16 protein-coding genes are annotated in these 15,433 nt (G+C 70.7%); 4 read left to right on the top strand and 12 right to left on the bottom strand.

Features of this window, described 5'->3' with window-relative positions; translation table 11 throughout:
- Positions 1–21: 21 nt before the first annotated feature.
- The 3 genes from J2X21_RS24040 to ubiA form a co-directional block, all read right to left on the bottom strand.
- Positions 22–1,623 (bottom strand): S41 family peptidase, encoded by a 1,602-nt coding sequence (locus J2X21_RS24040; protein ID WP_310332666.1) that lies wholly within the window; start codon positions 1,621–1,623, stop codon positions 22–24.
- A gap of 63 nt (positions 1,624–1,686) precedes the next feature.
- On the bottom strand, positions 1,687–2,454 hold the full coding sequence (locus tag J2X21_RS24035) for a substrate-binding periplasmic protein (protein WP_310332665.1): 768 nt from the start codon (positions 2,452–2,454) through the stop codon (positions 1,687–1,689).
- Entirely contained in the window at positions 2,454–3,359 is a 906-nt protein-coding gene (gene ubiA, locus J2X21_RS24030; RefSeq protein WP_310332664.1) for a 4-hydroxybenzoate octaprenyltransferase, read from the bottom strand. The genes J2X21_RS24035 and ubiA overlap by 1 nt, the downstream gene beginning before the upstream one ends.
- Before the next feature lie 53 nt (positions 3,360–3,412).
- On the opposite strand from ubiA, the gene J2X21_RS24025 reads away from it, so the two are divergent.
- Complete coding sequence (locus J2X21_RS24025) at positions 3,413–3,886, top strand: hypothetical protein (protein WP_310332662.1); 474 nt, start codon at positions 3,413–3,415, stop codon at positions 3,884–3,886.
- 71 nt (positions 3,887–3,957) lie between these two features.
- Positions 3,958–4,665 (top strand): glutathione S-transferase N-terminal domain-containing protein, encoded by a 708-nt coding sequence (locus J2X21_RS24020; protein ID WP_310332661.1) that lies wholly within the window; start codon positions 3,958–3,960, stop codon positions 4,663–4,665.
- Between the two features lie 41 nt (positions 4,666–4,706).
- Here J2X21_RS24020 and J2X21_RS24015 read toward each other — a convergent pair whose 3' ends face one another.
- On the bottom strand, positions 4,707–6,041 hold the full coding sequence (locus J2X21_RS24015) for an aminotransferase class I/II-fold pyridoxal phosphate-dependent enzyme (protein WP_310332660.1): 1,335 nt from the start codon (positions 6,039–6,041) through the stop codon (positions 4,707–4,709).
- Positions 6,042–6,211: 170 nt separating this feature from the next.
- Here J2X21_RS24015 and J2X21_RS24010 point away from each other — a divergent pair, with 170 nt between their 5' ends.
- A complete protein-coding gene (locus tag J2X21_RS24010; protein WP_310332659.1) occupies positions 6,212–7,465 on the top strand; it encodes a GGDEF domain-containing protein in 1,254 nt (417 codons plus the stop codon).
- A gap of 1 nt (position 7,466) precedes the next feature.
- On the opposite strand, the gene J2X21_RS24005 is transcribed toward J2X21_RS24010, so the two are convergent.
- The 4 genes from J2X21_RS24005 to J2X21_RS23990 are packed head-to-tail and all read right to left on the bottom strand — an operon-like array spanning position 7,467 to position 11,423.
- On the bottom strand, positions 7,467–8,351 hold the full coding sequence (locus J2X21_RS24005) for a DUF2145 domain-containing protein (protein ID WP_310332658.1): 885 nt from the start codon (positions 8,349–8,351) through the stop codon (positions 7,467–7,469).
- Positions 8,348–8,791, bottom strand: a complete 444-nt coding sequence (locus tag J2X21_RS24000; protein WP_310332657.1) for a hypothetical protein — start codon at positions 8,789–8,791, stop codon at positions 8,348–8,350. The genes J2X21_RS24005 and J2X21_RS24000 overlap by 4 nt, the downstream gene beginning before the upstream one ends.
- A 59-nt stretch (positions 8,792–8,850) precedes the next feature.
- Positions 8,851–9,240, bottom strand: a complete 390-nt coding sequence (gene cueR, locus J2X21_RS23995; protein ID WP_310332656.1) for a Cu(I)-responsive transcriptional regulator — start codon at positions 9,238–9,240, stop codon at positions 8,851–8,853.
- Positions 9,237–11,423: a heavy metal translocating P-type ATPase gene (locus J2X21_RS23990; protein WP_310332655.1), complete on the bottom strand. Its 2,187-nt coding sequence runs from the start codon at positions 11,421–11,423 to the stop codon at positions 9,237–9,239. The genes cueR and J2X21_RS23990 overlap by 4 nt, the downstream gene beginning before the upstream one ends.
- A gap of 127 nt (positions 11,424–11,550) precedes the next feature.
- Here J2X21_RS23990 and J2X21_RS23985 point away from each other — a divergent pair, with 127 nt between their 5' ends.
- Positions 11,551–12,717, top strand: a complete 1,167-nt coding sequence (locus J2X21_RS23985; protein ID WP_310332654.1) for a serine hydrolase domain-containing protein — start codon at positions 11,551–11,553, stop codon at positions 12,715–12,717.
- A gap of 9 nt (positions 12,718–12,726) precedes the next feature.
- On the opposite strand, the gene J2X21_RS23980 is transcribed toward J2X21_RS23985, so the two are convergent.
- The 4 genes from J2X21_RS23980 to J2X21_RS23965 form a co-directional block, all read right to left on the bottom strand.
- Positions 12,727–13,230 carry a hypothetical protein gene (locus J2X21_RS23980; RefSeq protein WP_310332653.1) on the bottom strand — a complete coding sequence of 168 codons (504 nt, stop codon included), beginning with the start codon at positions 13,228–13,230 and terminating at the stop codon, positions 12,727–12,729.
- Positions 13,231–13,319: 89 nt separating this feature from the next.
- Entirely contained in the window at positions 13,320–13,907 is a 588-nt protein-coding gene (locus J2X21_RS23975) for a TetR/AcrR family transcriptional regulator (RefSeq protein ID WP_310332652.1), read from the bottom strand.
- 101 nt (positions 13,908–14,008) lie between these two features.
- A complete protein-coding gene (locus tag J2X21_RS23970) occupies positions 14,009–14,317 on the bottom strand; it encodes a CrpP-related protein (protein ID WP_310332651.1) in 309 nt (102 codons plus the stop codon).
- Entirely contained in the window at positions 14,314–15,342 is a 1,029-nt protein-coding gene (locus J2X21_RS23965; RefSeq protein ID WP_310332650.1) for a trypsin-like peptidase domain-containing protein, read from the bottom strand. The genes J2X21_RS23970 and J2X21_RS23965 overlap by 4 nt, the downstream gene beginning before the upstream one ends.
- Between the last annotated feature and the right edge of the window lie 91 nt (positions 15,343–15,433).

Genomic DNA, 15,433 nt, shown 5'->3' with positions numbered 1-15,433 from the left:
CCCGCAAGTCGCTGAAGCGAATTACCTGGGCAGCAGCAGGCGGTTGCTGCGCGCCGGGTGTCGCTGCAGGTGCAGCGGCGCCCCTTCCAGGCCGCGCTGCGCACGCACGCTGGCCGTCGTGCTGACCATGCCGACCGGGCACTGGCCGGTGACGGCGTGGCTCATCGCTGCGGCCAGCATGCCCTCCTGCGTGTCGCCCAACGCGCGCGTGAAGTCGTCGGCCACCGTGCAGCCCGGCACAAAGCGCGCGCTGGCGCCGCTGCCCGGCACGAATCCGTCCGCGTAGTCGCCGAAGCCCTTGGCGTTGACGCCCGCGAACTCGATGGGGAAGTAGCTGATGCCGCAGTTGTCCTTGGCCGTGAAGCCATAGGGCTTGCCGCAGGTCTGGCCGCCGATCAGCACCACGTCGACGTTGATGCCGCGCAGGCCGTTGATGATGGCCTCGCTGGCCGAGCAGGTGCCTTTCTGCGCCAGCACGTAGACGCGGCTCAGGTTCAGCGTGGGCAGCGGCTGAACGCTGGAGCAGCGGCCGTTGACGGCGATGCAGGAGTCGGCGAAGAACGGCGTGGTCTCGTTCTCGGCGCTGCGCTTGGCGCTGTAGCGCAGCGTTTCGAAGGCCTGGCCGGTCGTGCGCGTGGTGCCGGCGATCATCGTGGCCAGTTCGCTGGCGATGAACAGGTAGCCACCGCCGTTGTAGCGCAGGTCCAGCACCAGCTCGCTGATGTTCTGGCTGCGGAAGTCGCGCACCGCGTTGATCAGCAGCTGCTCGGCCGGCAGGTTGTGGTCGTTGAACAGCAGGTAGCCGGCGCGTGCGCCGTTGGACAGCGTCAGCACGCGGGCCTGCGGCACCGGGTTCTTCGTGACGTTGGCGCTGTTTAGGCTGCGCGACAGCTCCACGCCGCCGCGGCGGAACACGAAGGCGTGCGAGGCGCCCAGCACGCTGGGGTAGAGGCCTTCGTTCAGCACATCGACGCCGGCCTGCGTGGGCGTGTCGGCGTCCGCACCGTCCACGCTGACCAGCTCGTCGCCACGCTGCAGGCCGGCGTTCGCGGCCGGCGTGCCGGGCTCCACGTAGGCGATGCGCAGCTTGCGCGGCGGCGTGGTGCTGGCGCTGCTCCACTCGATGCCGTAGCCGGCCTCGGTGGCGCTCTCCGACATGGCCTTCCACTTGGCCGTTTCGTAGGTGAAGCTGAAGCGGTCGCGGCGTGCGCCGGTGTCGGTGGTCTGCGGCGACTTCAGCGCCTCGAAGTAGGCGTCCAGCGCCTCATAGGCATTGCTGCCGCTGTAGGCCGTGGCGCTGGGGTCCACGCGCGGCACCTCGTCGCGCCACAGATAGGCCTCGTCGAAATAGGCGCGCACCCATTTCTTCTCGGTGTCCAGCGAGGACGTGCGCAGGTTGGCGGCGGCCAGCGTGTTGTTGGCCGCGCACTGCTGCGCGAAGCTGGACGAGGGGCCAGCCGGGTCGGGCGACGCGCCGCTGCCAGTGCTGCCACCCGATGAGCCGCCACCGGTCGGCACATCGCGGAACAGGGATTCACCCGCGCCACCGCCACCCCCGCCGCAACCGGCCAGCAGGCCCAGCAACAACAATCCCGCGGCGCTGCGGCGGACAATACTCGACATTGGCAAACTCCCTGGTGACTGGACAGCGGCACGTTGACGTGCCGGGGCCGCAATGTAGCGGCCTCAGCGCACGTAGCGCCGCTCCAGCCGGGCAATACTGCCGTCGCGCTGCAGGCTGGCGATGCCCGCGTTCATCGCCGCCAGCGCCGCGTCGGCGCGCGGGCTGGCCTGGGAGAAGGCCATGAACGTGGGTTCGGCGTTGAAGAACTCCAGCGGCTGGCGGTCCAGCGCGTCGCCCATGCCGGCCTGGCGGATCTCCCACGTGCCTGCCAGCGCGCTGACCAGCGCCACCTCGGCGCGGCCACGCTCCACCAGCCGCACGGCGTCGGCCACGCTGCGGCCGTACTCGGCGGGCGTGCCCGTGGCCAGCAGCACCGCCTGCGGGTAGATGAAGCCGGCGCTCAGCGCCAGCCGCCGGCCGCGCAGGTCCTCCAGCCGTGCGAGCCGCAGCGGCGAGCCCTTGCGCGTGTAGAACTGGTAGCGCACGCCGGCGCGGTAGGGCGTGCTCCAGCGCAGGAAGCGGTCGCGCTCGGCGCTGAAATTGGCCGTCGTCGTGAAGTCAGCCGTGCCGTGCTGCAGCATGAACAGCGCGCGCTTCCACGGCACGAGCTGCAGCTCGACGGCGCCGTCGAAGCCACCGCGCCGCAGCGCCTCGCGTGCAATGTCGATGTCGCAGCCCGCGCCGCTGGCGTGGCCGGCCGGATTCACCAACGGCGGGTAGACCGCGTTGGCCATCACCAGCGGGCCGGTATTGGCCGCGGGCTCGGCACGCGCCCAGCGGGGCGCCAGCAGCGCCGCGCCGCAGGCCAGCAGGCGACGCCGTGCGTCCATCAGCGCAGCGCCAAATCCACCACCGTGCCCGCGAACACCGCGAAGCCCAGCCAGTGGTTGGCGCGGAAGGCGCGGAAGCACTCCGCGCGGCGGCGCCGGCGGATCAGCGTGAAATGCCACAGCGCCTGCGCCGCGGCCACCGCCATGCCGGCCAGGAACCAGCGGCCCAGCCCCAGTCGCAGGCCCAGGCCGGTCCACATCGCCAGGTAGGCCGCATAGAAGGCCATGATGCCGGCCACGTCCCAGCGGCCCAGCGCGATGGCTGACGAGCGCACGCCTATCTTCAGGTCGTCGTCGCGGTCCACCATCGCGTACTCGGTGTCGTAGGCCAGCACCCAGAACAGGTTGGCCACCAGCAGCGCCCAGGCCGACAGCGGCACGGCGTGCAGGTTCCAATCCGCGCCGCCCAGCGCGGCGGCGAACGCCATCGGGATGCCGAACGAGAACGCCACGCCCAGCACCGCCTGCGGCATGGCCAGCACGCGCTTGGCGAACGGATAGGCGATGGCCACGGCCAGCGCGCCGAAGCTCAGCAGGATGGCCGGCGGGTTGGTCGTCAGCACCAGGCCGAAGGACAGCAGCGACAGGAAGGCGCCCAGCGCCAGCGCCTCCTTCACCGACACCGCGCCCGTGGTCACCGGCCGCTGCGCGGTGCGCTCCACATGGCGGTCGAACTCGCGGTCGGCCACGTCGTTGACGCAACAGCCGGCTGAACGCATGAGGATGGTGCCCAGCGTGAACACGGCCAGCAGATGCCAGCCGGGCCAGCCGTCCGCGGCGATCCACAGCGCCGCCAGCGTGGGCCACAGCAGCAGCAGCCAGCCGGCGGGGCGGTCCCAGCGGATCAGCTGCAGATACAGGGCCAGCCGCGAGGGCGGCGTGGGGGCGGGGGTGGCGGTGGTCATGGGGGCATTTTCACGCCGCGCGCACCCGACGCTGCCGGGTATGGTCGCGCGTCATGCCCATCACCCCCTTCCACTTCGGCCCCGGTGCCGCGCTGTACGCCATCGCGCCCCGCCATGTCAGCTTCCTGGCCTTCTGCGCGGCCAATGTGGCCATCGACGTCGAGTCGCTCTACAACCTCGTGCATGGTCACGCGCACGTTCACGCGTTCTTCCACACCTATGTCGGCGCGACGCTGGCGGCGCTCGCGTTGATCGCCGGGTTCTGGCTGCTGCGCCGTGCCGGCCTGACGTGGTTGCGCGGCCTCACGTTGCGCCGCGTGACCATAGGCGCGCTGCTGGGCGCCTGGAGCCATGTGCTGCTGGACAGCGTCATGCACGCCGACATCCAGCCGCTGCTGCCGCTGAGCCCCGACAACGGGCTGTGGCGCATCGTGTCGCTGCTGACCTTGCACGGCGCCTGCGTGGTGGCGGGCGTGCTGGCGGTCCTCATCATGGGCGTGCGCCGGCTGATCGCTGCCCGAAGCTGAAATTCCCCGTCGGCAATGCGGTAACTGGCCGGCCCCTACAGTGCCGCGATTTCCTCTTTCCCCCGACCGCCATGTCCGATCTCAGCCGCTTCCCCATCACGAAGAAATGGCCCGCCGCGCGGCCCGATGTGCTGCAGCTGTACTCGCTGCCCACACCCAACGGCGTGAAGGTCAGCATCGCGCTGGAGGAGACCGGCCTGCCCTACGAGCCGCACCTGGTCAGCTTCGAGACCAACGACCAGCTCAGTCCCGAATTCCTGTCGCTGAACCCGAACAACAAGATCCCGGCCATCATCGACCCCAACGGTCCCGGCGGCGCGCCGCTGCCGCTGTTCGAGAGCGGCGCCATCCTCGTCTATCTGGCCGACAAGACCGGCCAGCTGATGCCCACCGACCCCGCGCGGCGCTACGAGACGCTGCAATGGCTGATGTTCCAGATGGGCGGCATCGGCCCCATGTTTGGCCAGGTCGGCTTCTTCCACAAGTTCGCAGGCAAGGACTATGAAGACAAGCGCCCGCGTGACCGCTACGCGGCCGAGGCGCGCCGGCTGCTGGGCGTGCTGGACAAGCACCTGGAAGGCAAGGCCTGGATCATGGGCGACGAGTACACCGTGGCCGACATCGCCATCTTCCCGTGGGTGCGCAACATCAACGGCTTCTACGCCGCCGGCGAGCTGGTGGGCTATGCCGACTTCAAGCAGGTCGACCGCGTGCTGCAGGCCTTCCTCGCGCGGCCGGCGGTGCAGCGCGGGTTGACCATCCCCGCCCGGCCGGCCTGACGTCGTCAAGGGCCGCCGACGTTGCGGCCTTCCCCTGAAGCTCAGTGCGACGTGCCAGTAATCTCCCGGGCGCGGTGCAGCGCCTCCGCCACGATTCGCGCCGCCGTCTGCCCCAGCGCCGGCGTGTGGTCGGCCATCACCTGCATGCGCAGCCGCGCGCTGTTCAGCGACACGGCCGGGTACTCGACGAGGTTGGCCAGCAGCCCGGCCCGGCTCATCTCGCGGCAGGCCACGCGGGCCAGCGCATCGTTGCCCAGCAGCACCGGCACGATGGGTGACGGGTGGCCCAGCACCGTGATGCCCTGTTCCGTCAGCGCGCCGCGCAGGCCCAGGATGGCGTGCATCAGCCGGTCACGACGCTGCTGGCCTTCGGCCGAGCGCACCACCCCCACGCAGGCGCGGATGATGGCCACCTGCACCGGCGACAGCGCGTTGGAGAAGGTGTTGGGCGCCGCGTAGAAGCGCAGGTACTCCTTGATCGCGCGGTCGTGGCTGGCGACGAAGCCGCCGTTGGACGCGAAGGTCTTGGAGAACGAGCCCATCACCAGGTCCACCTGGCCCAGCATGCCTTGCAGCGCCAGCTGGCCGCCGCCGCCGGGGCCCATGCAGCCCAGGTCGTGGGCCACGTCCACCATCAGCAGCGCGCCGTGCTCGCGCGCCAGCGCCTGCAGCCGCTTCAGGTCGGGCGAGTCGGCGTCCATCGAGAAGCAGCCCTCGGTGACCAGCAGGATGCCGTTGTGCGGGTCGCGCTGGCGCACGCGCTTGAGCAGCCGCTCGACATGGTCCATGTCCAGGTGGCGATGCAGATGGATGTTGGGCGTGGCCGCGCGCGCGCCTTCGTGCAGGCAGTTGTGGGCCAGCTGGTCCATGACGACATGGTCGGTCTCGCGCACCAGCCCCTTGATCGCGCCGAAGCCCGCGGCCCAGCCGGTGGGGAACAGCAGCACCTCGGGCATGCGCAGCAGCTCGCCCAGCTCGGCCTCCAGCGCGGTGGTCTCCTCCACGTTGCCGGCCAGCGCCGTGGAGCCGGCGCTGTGCACGCCGTAGCGCTCCATCGCCGCCTGCGCCGCGGCGCAGACGCGCGGGTGCCGGGCCAGCGACAGGTACTCCTGCGACGAGTAGTTCAGCCCCGCGTGGCGCTGGCCGTCCAGCAGCGTCAGCTCGGCCGTGGCGCCCGGCCGCCCGCCCAGGCGCTTGGCGTACGGAAACACGCCGTGCGCCACGCGGTTTTCGGCCCAGGCGTGGAAGGCCTGGGCCTTGGCGGCCAGGTTGGTGCCCGGCTGCGCCAGATAGTCGAAGGACGAGCCGCGCAGCGCGGCGCCGTCCATGACCTCCTCCTGCGCGGCGTCGGCCGCGCGCTCCAGCAATTCGTCCATAAAGCCCCCGTACAAACAGTGTGTGGTGTTGTGGGAGCGGACTGTGCGCGGTGGTGCCGGCGCCGGCATCCACAGATTTGTAGAGTTTGAGAAATCGCACGCGGCGTTCCGGCGCGAGGACGCGCTGCCCTCCTAACATCCCGACCTTTTCGACCCTGTCCAGCACGCTCATGTCGGATGTCCCGTTCCAGCCCATCGCCTTGCGCCTGACTCGATCCGTCGTGATCAACGGCCTGCTGGCCGCGTTGCTGCTTTGCGGCCTGGTGGGGTGGTGGGAGCGTCACACGGCGTTGGATCGGTTGGAGGCCGCGTTGCGCGTGCAGGGCGAAGAACTGGCGCATGCCCTGCCGGAAGCGGTCTGGCAGGTCTCTCCCGATCTGGTCCAACCGCAGTTGGAAGCGGCCAGCAAGCGTGTCGGCGTGGCCTACCTCGCGGTGCTGGAGCCGGGCGGTTCTCGGCCCATAGCCGAGGTGGGCCAGCAGCAACTGCGCGGGTTGTCCGCCGACATCGACCTTCCGCTGCTGAGAGAGGGGCGAGAGATTGGAAGGCTGGCGATGATGCTGGATCGTGCCGCCATCCAGCGCTCGGTCTATGAGGCCATGCTCAAGTCCATGCTGGCCAGCCTAGCGTTGATCGTCGTGATGGTGGGCCTCGTGTTGTTGCTGCTGCGTCGCCATCTGCAGCAGCCCATGCAGGCCCTGGCAGCGGCGCTGCGTCGGCTGGAGGCCGAAGACCTCGGCGCTCACCTGGACCTGCATCGACCACCGCGCCGGACGCGAGACGAGATCGACGAGGTGGCAGCGGCGCTCTCTGGCTTGCAGCAGCGCGTGCTGCGGCATGTGGATGAACTGGATGCCCGCGTCGCCGAACGCACCGAGCAGCTGCAGCGGGCGCTCGAGCAGCTCAAGATCCTGGCCGTCACCGACCCGTTGACCGGCTGCCACAACCGCCTGGCCTTCTCACAGAAGTTCCCCGAGGCCGTGGCGCATGCGCAGCGCTACGAACGGCCGCTCGCGGTGGTGTTCTTCGACGTCGACCGCTTCAAGGTCATCAACGACACCCATGGCCACCCCATCGGCGATCGCGTGCTGGCCGACGCGGGGCAGCTGCTGCGCGAGACGCTGCGCTCCAGCTCCGACTGGGTAGCCCGCTACGGTGGGGAGGAATTCGTCCTCGTGCTGCCCGAAGCCTCGTTGCAACAGGCCGTGGATGCGGCCGAACGCTTGCGCCAGATGGTGGAGCAGGACATCCGCGTGCCGCTGGACGGTGGCGGGTCTTTGCAGATCACCGCCAGCTTCGGCGTCGCGCAGTGGCAGCGCGGCGAGACCGGCGAGCAACTGCTGGAACGTGCGGATGCACAGCTGTACGCGGCCAAGCACGCGGGACGCAATCGCGTGATGCCGGCGGTGGCCGTGATCGCCTGAATCAATTCAATGTCGTGACCTGGTCACCCGGCTGCGGCACGCAACCCGCCGCCAGCGGCGCGCCGCCCTCACGCTGCACGAGCCCCTGGGGCCCGTGGCAGAACTCCAGCCTCCGGGCTGTGGGCCACAGCCGCAGCGCGAGCTGCTCCAGGCTGTCGGGCAGGCTGGTCTGCACGAGGCCGGCGTCGAGTTGCTCAGGCGGGTGGTCGCTGAACTGCAGCCACGGCACGAAGCGGCCGGCCAGCATCAGCAGGCCCGACACCGGCACCGGCCGCGGCGCATAGCCCTCGCGCTTCAGCCAGGCCTGCGCGTCGTCGCGCGTGCGCAGCCCGGCGATGGACGCGGCCAGCAGCTCGGCCACCCACTGGTTGCAGTTCTGGAACTCGGTGCTGAAGGGATAGGCGTTGGCGCTGTAGCGCGCGTTCAGCAGGCCCAGCGCCAGTGGCTTGTCCAGCGCGGCGGCGGCCAGTGTGGTCCCCGCGCCGTCGGGCAGCAGCAGCACGCTGACATAGCCTTGCTCCAGGTCGTCGCTGCCGGCCACGAAGCCGGCCAGGCCCTGGTCGAACAGCCGCGGCCGGCCTTCGGCGCAGGCGTAGTACAGCTGGCGCACGGCCCACGGTGTGTCCAGCCCGTCGGCCAGCGCGATGGCTGCGTGCGAGTAGCGCAGGCCGAAGCGCGACAGGTCGGTGCCCGAGCGCGCGATCAGCGCGGCGCGGGCGCCCGACGCGGCCAGCGCGTCGCGCACGACGGCCGTGAAGCGCAGCAGCCGGTGCTGCCGCGTGGCGCTGGGGTCGATCGGGCGATCGCAGCCGCGCGGTAACAGCGAGGTCGCTTGCGCGTGGGCTGCAGCCAGCGTGAGAAGCGCCGCTGCGGCGGTACGAATCAAGGCGCGACGACGCGCGCGGCCAGCTCGCGGTGCCAGGTGTCTTCCAGCACGAGGAAGAAGGCCTTGCCGGTGTCGGCATGCGCGAACGCGATGCCATAGGGCTGGGGCGTGGCCTGCACCTCGTCGCCCACCGTCACGGCGCGCGCGGCCAGCGCCTGCTGCGGCAGCGTCAGCTCCACGGGCGCTGCGCCGTCGCGTTCCATCTTCAGCCGCAGCTTGCCGGCTGCATCGGCCTTGGCCACTTCGGTGACGCGGTAGCGGCCTTCGGCGCGCTGCTCGCCGCCGCTGCTGCTGCCGGACGAGCCCTTGAAGGAGTCGGACACGCTGCCCGACGAGGCCGAGCCGGCGCCGGCTGCGGACGACGCGGACGACGTGGCGAAGGACGTTGCCGAGGCGGTGTGGGCGGCCAGGGCCAGCAGGGTGACGAGGGCGTAGCGCATGGGGACTGCCTGGAAGGAGAGGAATGCGCCAACGATAGCGCGTCTGAATGGGCGGTTTGTTAACGGCCTTCCAGCGTGGCCAGGATGGGGCAGTCCGGCCGTTCGTCGCCGTGGCAGCTCTTGACCAGCGCCTGCAGCGTGGCCTTCATGGCCTGCAGCTCGGCGAGCTTAGCCTCCAGCTCGGCCAAGTGGCTTTGCGCCAGCTCGCGCACCTCGCGGCTGGGGCGCTCGCGGTCCTGCCACAGGCCCAGCAAAGCGCGGATCTGCTCCAACGAGAAGCCCAGGTCGCGCGAGTGGCGTATGAAGCGCAGCAGGTGCACCTCGCGCTCGCCGTAGACGCGGTAGCCGGCCTCGCTGCGCGCCGGTTCGCGGATCAGGCCGATGCTCTCGTAGTGCCGCGCCATCTTGGCCGACACACCCGCGGCGCGGGCCGCATCACCGATGTTCATGCCTGGGCCTCCCTGGCCGTGCCGCGCCAACGCTTCAGCGTCAGCGCATTGAGCACGACGCTGACACTACTGAACGCCATCGCCGCGCCGGCGATGACCGGGCTCAGCAGCCCGAACGCGGCCAGCGGAATGCCGACGACGTTGTACGCAAACGCCCAGAACAGGCCTTGCCGGATCTTGGACAGCGTGCGCCGCGAGATGTCCAGCGCATCGGCCACCAGGCGCGGGTCGCCGCGCATCAGCGTGACGCCGGCGGCTTCGGTCGCCACGTCGGCGCCGCCGGCCATCGCGAAGCCCACCGACGCGGCGGCCAGCGCCGGGCCGTCGTTCAGGCCATCGCCCACAAAGGCGACGACCGCGCCGCCTTCGCGCAGCTGCTGCACGGCGGCCGCCTTGTCGGCCGGCAGCACCTCGGCGCGCACGTCGGTGATGCCCAGCTGCTTCGCGACGCCCGCCGCCGCGCCGCGGCTGTCGCCGGTCAGCATGACGGTGCGGATGCCGCGCGACTGCAGCTCGGCGACGGCGTCGGCGGCGGTGTCCTTCACGCGGTCGCCAAAGGCCAGCAGGCCCAGCGGCTGGTCGCCTTCCATCAGCCAGGAGACGGTGTGGCCGTCGCCCTCCAGCTGCTGCGCTCGCGCGGCCAGCTCGCCGGCTACGACGCCCAGCTCCTGCGCCAGTCGCGCGCTGCCCAGCGACAGCGTGCGGCCCTGCACGACGGCCTGCACGCCGCGGCCCGGCAGCGCGCGGGCCTGCTCGGCGGGCAGCGCGGGCAGGTCCTTGGCGGCGTTCAGCACCGCCACGGCCAGCGGGTGGCTGCTGTGGCGCTGCAGCGCCGCGGCGAGCTGCAGCAGCCCGTCGCGCGTGCCGCCTTTCACCGGCACGGCCGCCACCAGCGCGGGCTGACCCACGGTCAGCGTGCCGGTCTTGTCGAACGCGACGACGGTCACCCCATGCGCCAGCTCCAGCGCCTCGGCGTCCTTGATGAGGATGCCTTGCCGCGCCGCCACGCCGGTGCCGGCCATCAGCGTGGTGGGCGTGGCCAGGCCCAGTGCGCAGGGGCAGGCGATGACCAGCACGGCCACCGCGTTGACCAGCGCCTGCTCCACATCGCCCGCGTGCAGCCACCAGCCGACGAAGGTCAGCGCCGCGATGACCAGCACCACCGGAACGAACACCGCGCTGACGCGGTCGACGATGCGCTGGATGGGCGCCTTGGCGGCCTGCGCTGACTCGACGAGCCGGATGATGCGCGCCAGCGTCGTCTCCGCGCCTATGGCTGTCGTGCGCACGGTCAGCGCGCCCTCGGCGTTGATGGCGCCACCCGTCACGCGCTCGCCCGGTGCCTTGGCCACGGGCAGGCTCTCGCCGGTGATCAGCGACTCGTCCACATGGCTGCTGCCGCTGACGATCTCGCCGTCCACCGGGATGCGGTCGCCTGGCCGCACGGCCACGAGGTCGCCCACGCGAACGTCGGCCACGGGCAGCTCGACTTCCATGTCATCGCGCAGCACCCGTGCCGTGGTGGGCCGCAGCGCGTTCAGCGCGCGGATGGCATCGGTGGTCTGCCGCTTGGCGCGCTGCTCCAGCCACTTGCCCAGCAGCACCAGCGTGATGACGGCGGCCGAGGCCTCGAAGTAGAGATGGGCGTGGCCCGGGTGGTTCCACAGCAGCCACACCGACAGCCCGTAGGCCGCCGACGTGCCCAGCGCCACCAGCAAATCCATGTTGCCGCTGCCGGCGCGCAGCGCACCCCAGCCGGCGCGGTAGAAGCGCGCGCCGAGGATGAACTGCACCGGCGTGGCCAGCAGGAGCTGCAGCCAGCCGGGCAGCGCCAGGCCGATGAGCATGGGCAACATCACTGGCAGCGTCAGCACGGCACCGGCGGCCACGGGCCACCAGGCGGGCAGACCCGACGGCGCGGCGACGGGTGGCGGTGCGTGGCTCTCGACCACGGTGGCCGGGTAGCCGGCCTTGTCCAGCGCGGCTTTCAGCGCGGCGGTGGGCACGTTGGGCAGCGCCTGCACCGAGGCCTTCTCGGTGGCGAGGTTGACGCTGGCGGCCTGCACGCCGGGCACGGCTTGCAAGGCCTTCTCCACGCGGCGCACGCAGGACGCGCAGCTCATGCCGCTGACCTGCAGCGTCACGTCATGGAGGGCGGATGAGGGGGCGGTGGTGGTGTTCATGCCGGCATCGTCAACCTTGACATCATGGCAAGGTCAAGCGGTCTTTGCTGGCGCGCGGGGATCAGGCACCCGCAGGCCTGGCATCGCGCCGACTCTGCCAGCCGCGCCGCGTCGCCACAATGGCCGCATGAACCTGCCCCGCCGCCTCGTCCTCCTTGCCGCTTTCGCGTCGACGCTCGCCGCCGCGCAGCCCGCCTACTTTCCGCCGCGTGGCGACTGGCAGCGTGCCGACCCGGCCGCCGTGGGCCTGGATGCCGCCAAGCTGGCCGAGGCCGTCGCCTACGCACAGGCGAACGACAACCCGGCGCCGCGCGACCAGGCGCTGGCGCTGGCCCAGACCTTCGGCAAGGCCGAGCCCTACTTCGGCGGCCAGATCGGGCCCACCGGCGTGCGTGCGCCCATCAACGGCCTCGTCATCCGGCGCGGCAAGGTGGCGGCCGAATGGGGCGACACGCGGCGTGCGGACATGGCGCACAGCATCGCCAAGACCTTCCTGACCACCGTGGTGGGCCTGGCCTGGCAGCAAGGCCTCATCAAGAGCACCGACGACCGCGCCGCCGACGCGATGCCGGCGGGCGTGGACCTGTTCACCGCGCCGCATAACGCGCCCATCACCTGGGAGCAGCTGCTGCGCCAGACCAGCGACTGGCAGGGCACGCTGTGGGGCAAGCCCGACTGGGCCGACCGCCCCGTCGGCAAGACCCCGGAGGACTGGCCCAACCGCCCGCTGCATGCGCCGGGCAGCCACTACAAATACAACGACGTGCGTATCAACGTGCTGGCGCTGGCGGCGCTGCAGGTGTGGCGCCGGCCGCTGCCGGAGGTGCTGCGCGAGCAACTGATGGACCCCATCGGCGCGTCCAGCCGCTGGCGCTGGCACGGCTATGACAACAGCTGGGTGGAGCTGGACGGCCAGCGCATGCAGAGCGTGTCCGGCGGCGGCCACTGGGGCGGTGGCCTGTTCATCGACGCCTGGGACCTGGCGCGCTTCGGCTACCTGTTCCTGCACCACGGCCAGTGGGCCGGCCGCCAGATCGTGTCGCGCGACTGGATCGCCAAGGCACGCGCGCCGGGGCCGGCCAATGCCGAGTACGGCTATGCCAACTGGTTCCTGAACCCCGGCCGCAAGGCGTTGCCGGCGGCGCCCGAAAGCAGCGTCACCTTCCGCGGCAACGGCCAGAACATCATCTACATCGACTGGGAGAACGATGTGGTCATCGTCGTGCGCTGGATCAACAACGGGCCGGCGCTGAACGAGTTCATCGGCAAGGTGCTGGCGGCGGTGAAGCCCTGAGTCCGGTGCTCAGCGCGCGCGCTCACGGCGCTGGGCCGCGCGGATGCGCAGACTCTGCAGCGTGAAGCCGACGATGAACAACACCAGCCACGCCAGCAGTGCGGTGCGGACGACCGGATCCTCGGGCCCGCTGGCGAGCGGGCTGGCGGCCGGCAGCCGGGTCAGCGTCTCGTTGATGCCCGGTACCAGCAGCAGGAAGAAGCTGAACGACAACCCGAACGCCTGCAGGTGCGGCGTGATGGACTTCGGCAACGGCAGCCTGGGCAGCAGCCAAGCCGCCGAGACGGCCAGCAGCGCCAGCACGCCCAGTACATGGCCGGGGTTGATGCCGCCCGTGCTGGACAGCCCGAACGCCGTGAAGACCGACAGCACCAATCCGGCAAGGTAGGCCTGGCCCCAACGGTTCGAGATGTCGATGCGGCCGTTGCGCGCAAAGCTGACGACGCCGGCGACGACCGGCAGCAGGCTGATGAGGGTGTGGGCGATGCCCAGTGTTGAGAGGGGGAGCGGCATGGTGGATCTCCGTGTCAAAGGTACGATCTACTAGTTGGTAGATTGACGGGCAAAAGAAAAGGCGGCCGAAGCCGCCTGCACGAGCAGGGTCAGGTAGGCTGGGTCAGCTTCAGGATGGCGGGTTGCACGATGGTCGGGAACGCCTTGGGGTCGTCCAGCGCCCGGGCCATCAGCATCGCGCCGTGCACGACGGCCATGAAGGCCTGGGCCGAGATGGCCGGGTTGTTCAGCAAATGGAACTGGCCCCGCGCGGCGCCGCGCTGCAGCACGGATGCCAGCCAGGCACTGACGTCATGGAAATGGGCCTTGACCTCCACCGCCACTTCGGCCGGGATGGTCGGCATCTCGGTGGCGAGCATGGCGCAGATGCAGAACGGGTGGGCGCCGTTGCGGATGCAGCCGGCCCAGTAGTCCGCGTAGGCGTTCAACTCCGACAGCGGATCGTCGAACTGCCCTTCCAGCGCGCCCAGCCCCGCTTTTGCTTCCTGCCGGTACAGCGTGACCACGGTGGTCACCAAGGCCGCCTTGCTCGGGAAGTGGTGATGGATGCTGGCCTTGGTGATGCCGACGCGCTCGGCCAGGTCGGCATAGCTGAAGCTGTTGTAGCCGCCGGCGACGAGCAGCGTGCGCGTCTGCGCGACGATCTCGATGGCCTTGGGTGACAGGGCAATGTCCATAAGAATACACTCTACTAGTTGGTAGAGCGCAAGTCAAGTCTGGTCGGCGTGCGCCGGTCGCTTCGTCCGCACGGCCGGCCCAGCCCGCTGGGCCTGATGGCTCAGGCCGTCGGCGGGCCCCCAGGCATGACGACGGGCGCCCATGCCAGCAGGCCGTGGTTGCGGATGCGGGACTGGGTCTCGTGGCCCAGCGTCCAGGCATCGCTGCGCTGCAGCCAGTGGGCGGCAGACTCGCCCGTGGCGGGGGGCCGGTTGCGGGGCTGGCTCAGCGGATTGCTGTCCTTGTCCTCGCCCCGTGCGGCGGCCTTCGCGCCCTGACGCAGCAGCTCCGAGCGCTCGGGACTCGACAGGACCGCTTCGCGCGACGGTGGGGCCACGCCCGGATGGGGTCGCTGGGTGGGGCGCTTCATGGCGATGCCTTGGCGGCGTCCGCCGTCAGCGTCAGCAGCACGTCGGCATACCAGGCGCAGTTCAGGCCCAGTGATTCGTCCTGGACGAGGTCGCGGTCGCGCATGTCCATGCGGGTGGAATGCACGCCCAGCAGCTGCCAGCCCGTGCCGGCCGCGCCCGGCAGGCCGGCGTTGCGCCGCCGCACGACCGGCGAGCCGCTGCTGCCGCGGTGCGTGCGCGCGTCGGTCAGGAAGCAGCCCTGGCGCTGGAAACGCACGCCGTAGGCCGAGGCGATGGCGGCGTGCCGGGCCACCGCGAGGTGGTGGATGGTGTCGTGGAAGCCCAGCGGGAAGCCGGGGATGGTCAGCGCGTCGCCGATGGCGATGGCTTCGTCCCCGTCGTCCAGATGGGTTTCGTCGAACGCCAGCAGCACGGCGTCGGCGGGCAGCGCGCCGGACGGCAGGGCCATCACGGCCACGTCCACCGTGCCGCCGCTGTCCGTGGCCTCGCGCCACTGGCCCAGGCCGTGGCGGTACAGCGGCAGCGAGACGACGGCGTGTCGCGTCAGGTCCTGCGCGTCGGTGTGCAGGCCGATCTCGATGCGGTCGGGGAGGTGGGCGCTGGCCGCGTCGGCAAAGACGTGCCGGTTGCTCACCAGGAACAGCTGGTCGCCGCGGCGGAAGAAGAAGCCGCTCGCGCTGGTCTTGACCATGGACCCGACGAAGGTGGTGATGCGCGTCGTGGCCAGCAGCAGCGGGTCGACCGCAGCGGGCCGCGGCGGGCGGGGCACGGGTTGCTGGCTGCGCTGCAGCAGCGCCCGGTTGCGCGCGATCTCGCGCTCGAACGTGTTCAGCACCATGTCGGACATGTCCGAATGCAGCATCACCGTGCGCGCCGCCTCGGCGTGCGCGTCGAACGATGCCATCAGCCGTGCAAGCGCCGTGGCGGACAGCGTGTCGATGACCGCAGGCATCAGCGCGTCGAACGCGACCAGGCTGCCTTTCAGCTCGCAGATGCGTTCAGTGGCTTCTTGCAGGTTCTTCAAAGGGGTGTCCTCGTGCGGCAACAAAAAAAGCGCGGCCAGGCCGCGCTTTCGTCGGGGGTGTCAGGGCTTGCCTGACGACCGCGGCGTTGAG

This window comes from Roseateles asaccharophilus (assembly GCF_031458115.1).
Lineage (GTDB): Bacteria > Pseudomonadota > Gammaproteobacteria > Burkholderiales > Burkholderiaceae_C > Pelomonas > Pelomonas asaccharophilus_A.
This window is presented reverse-complemented; position numbering and strand designations above follow the sequence as displayed.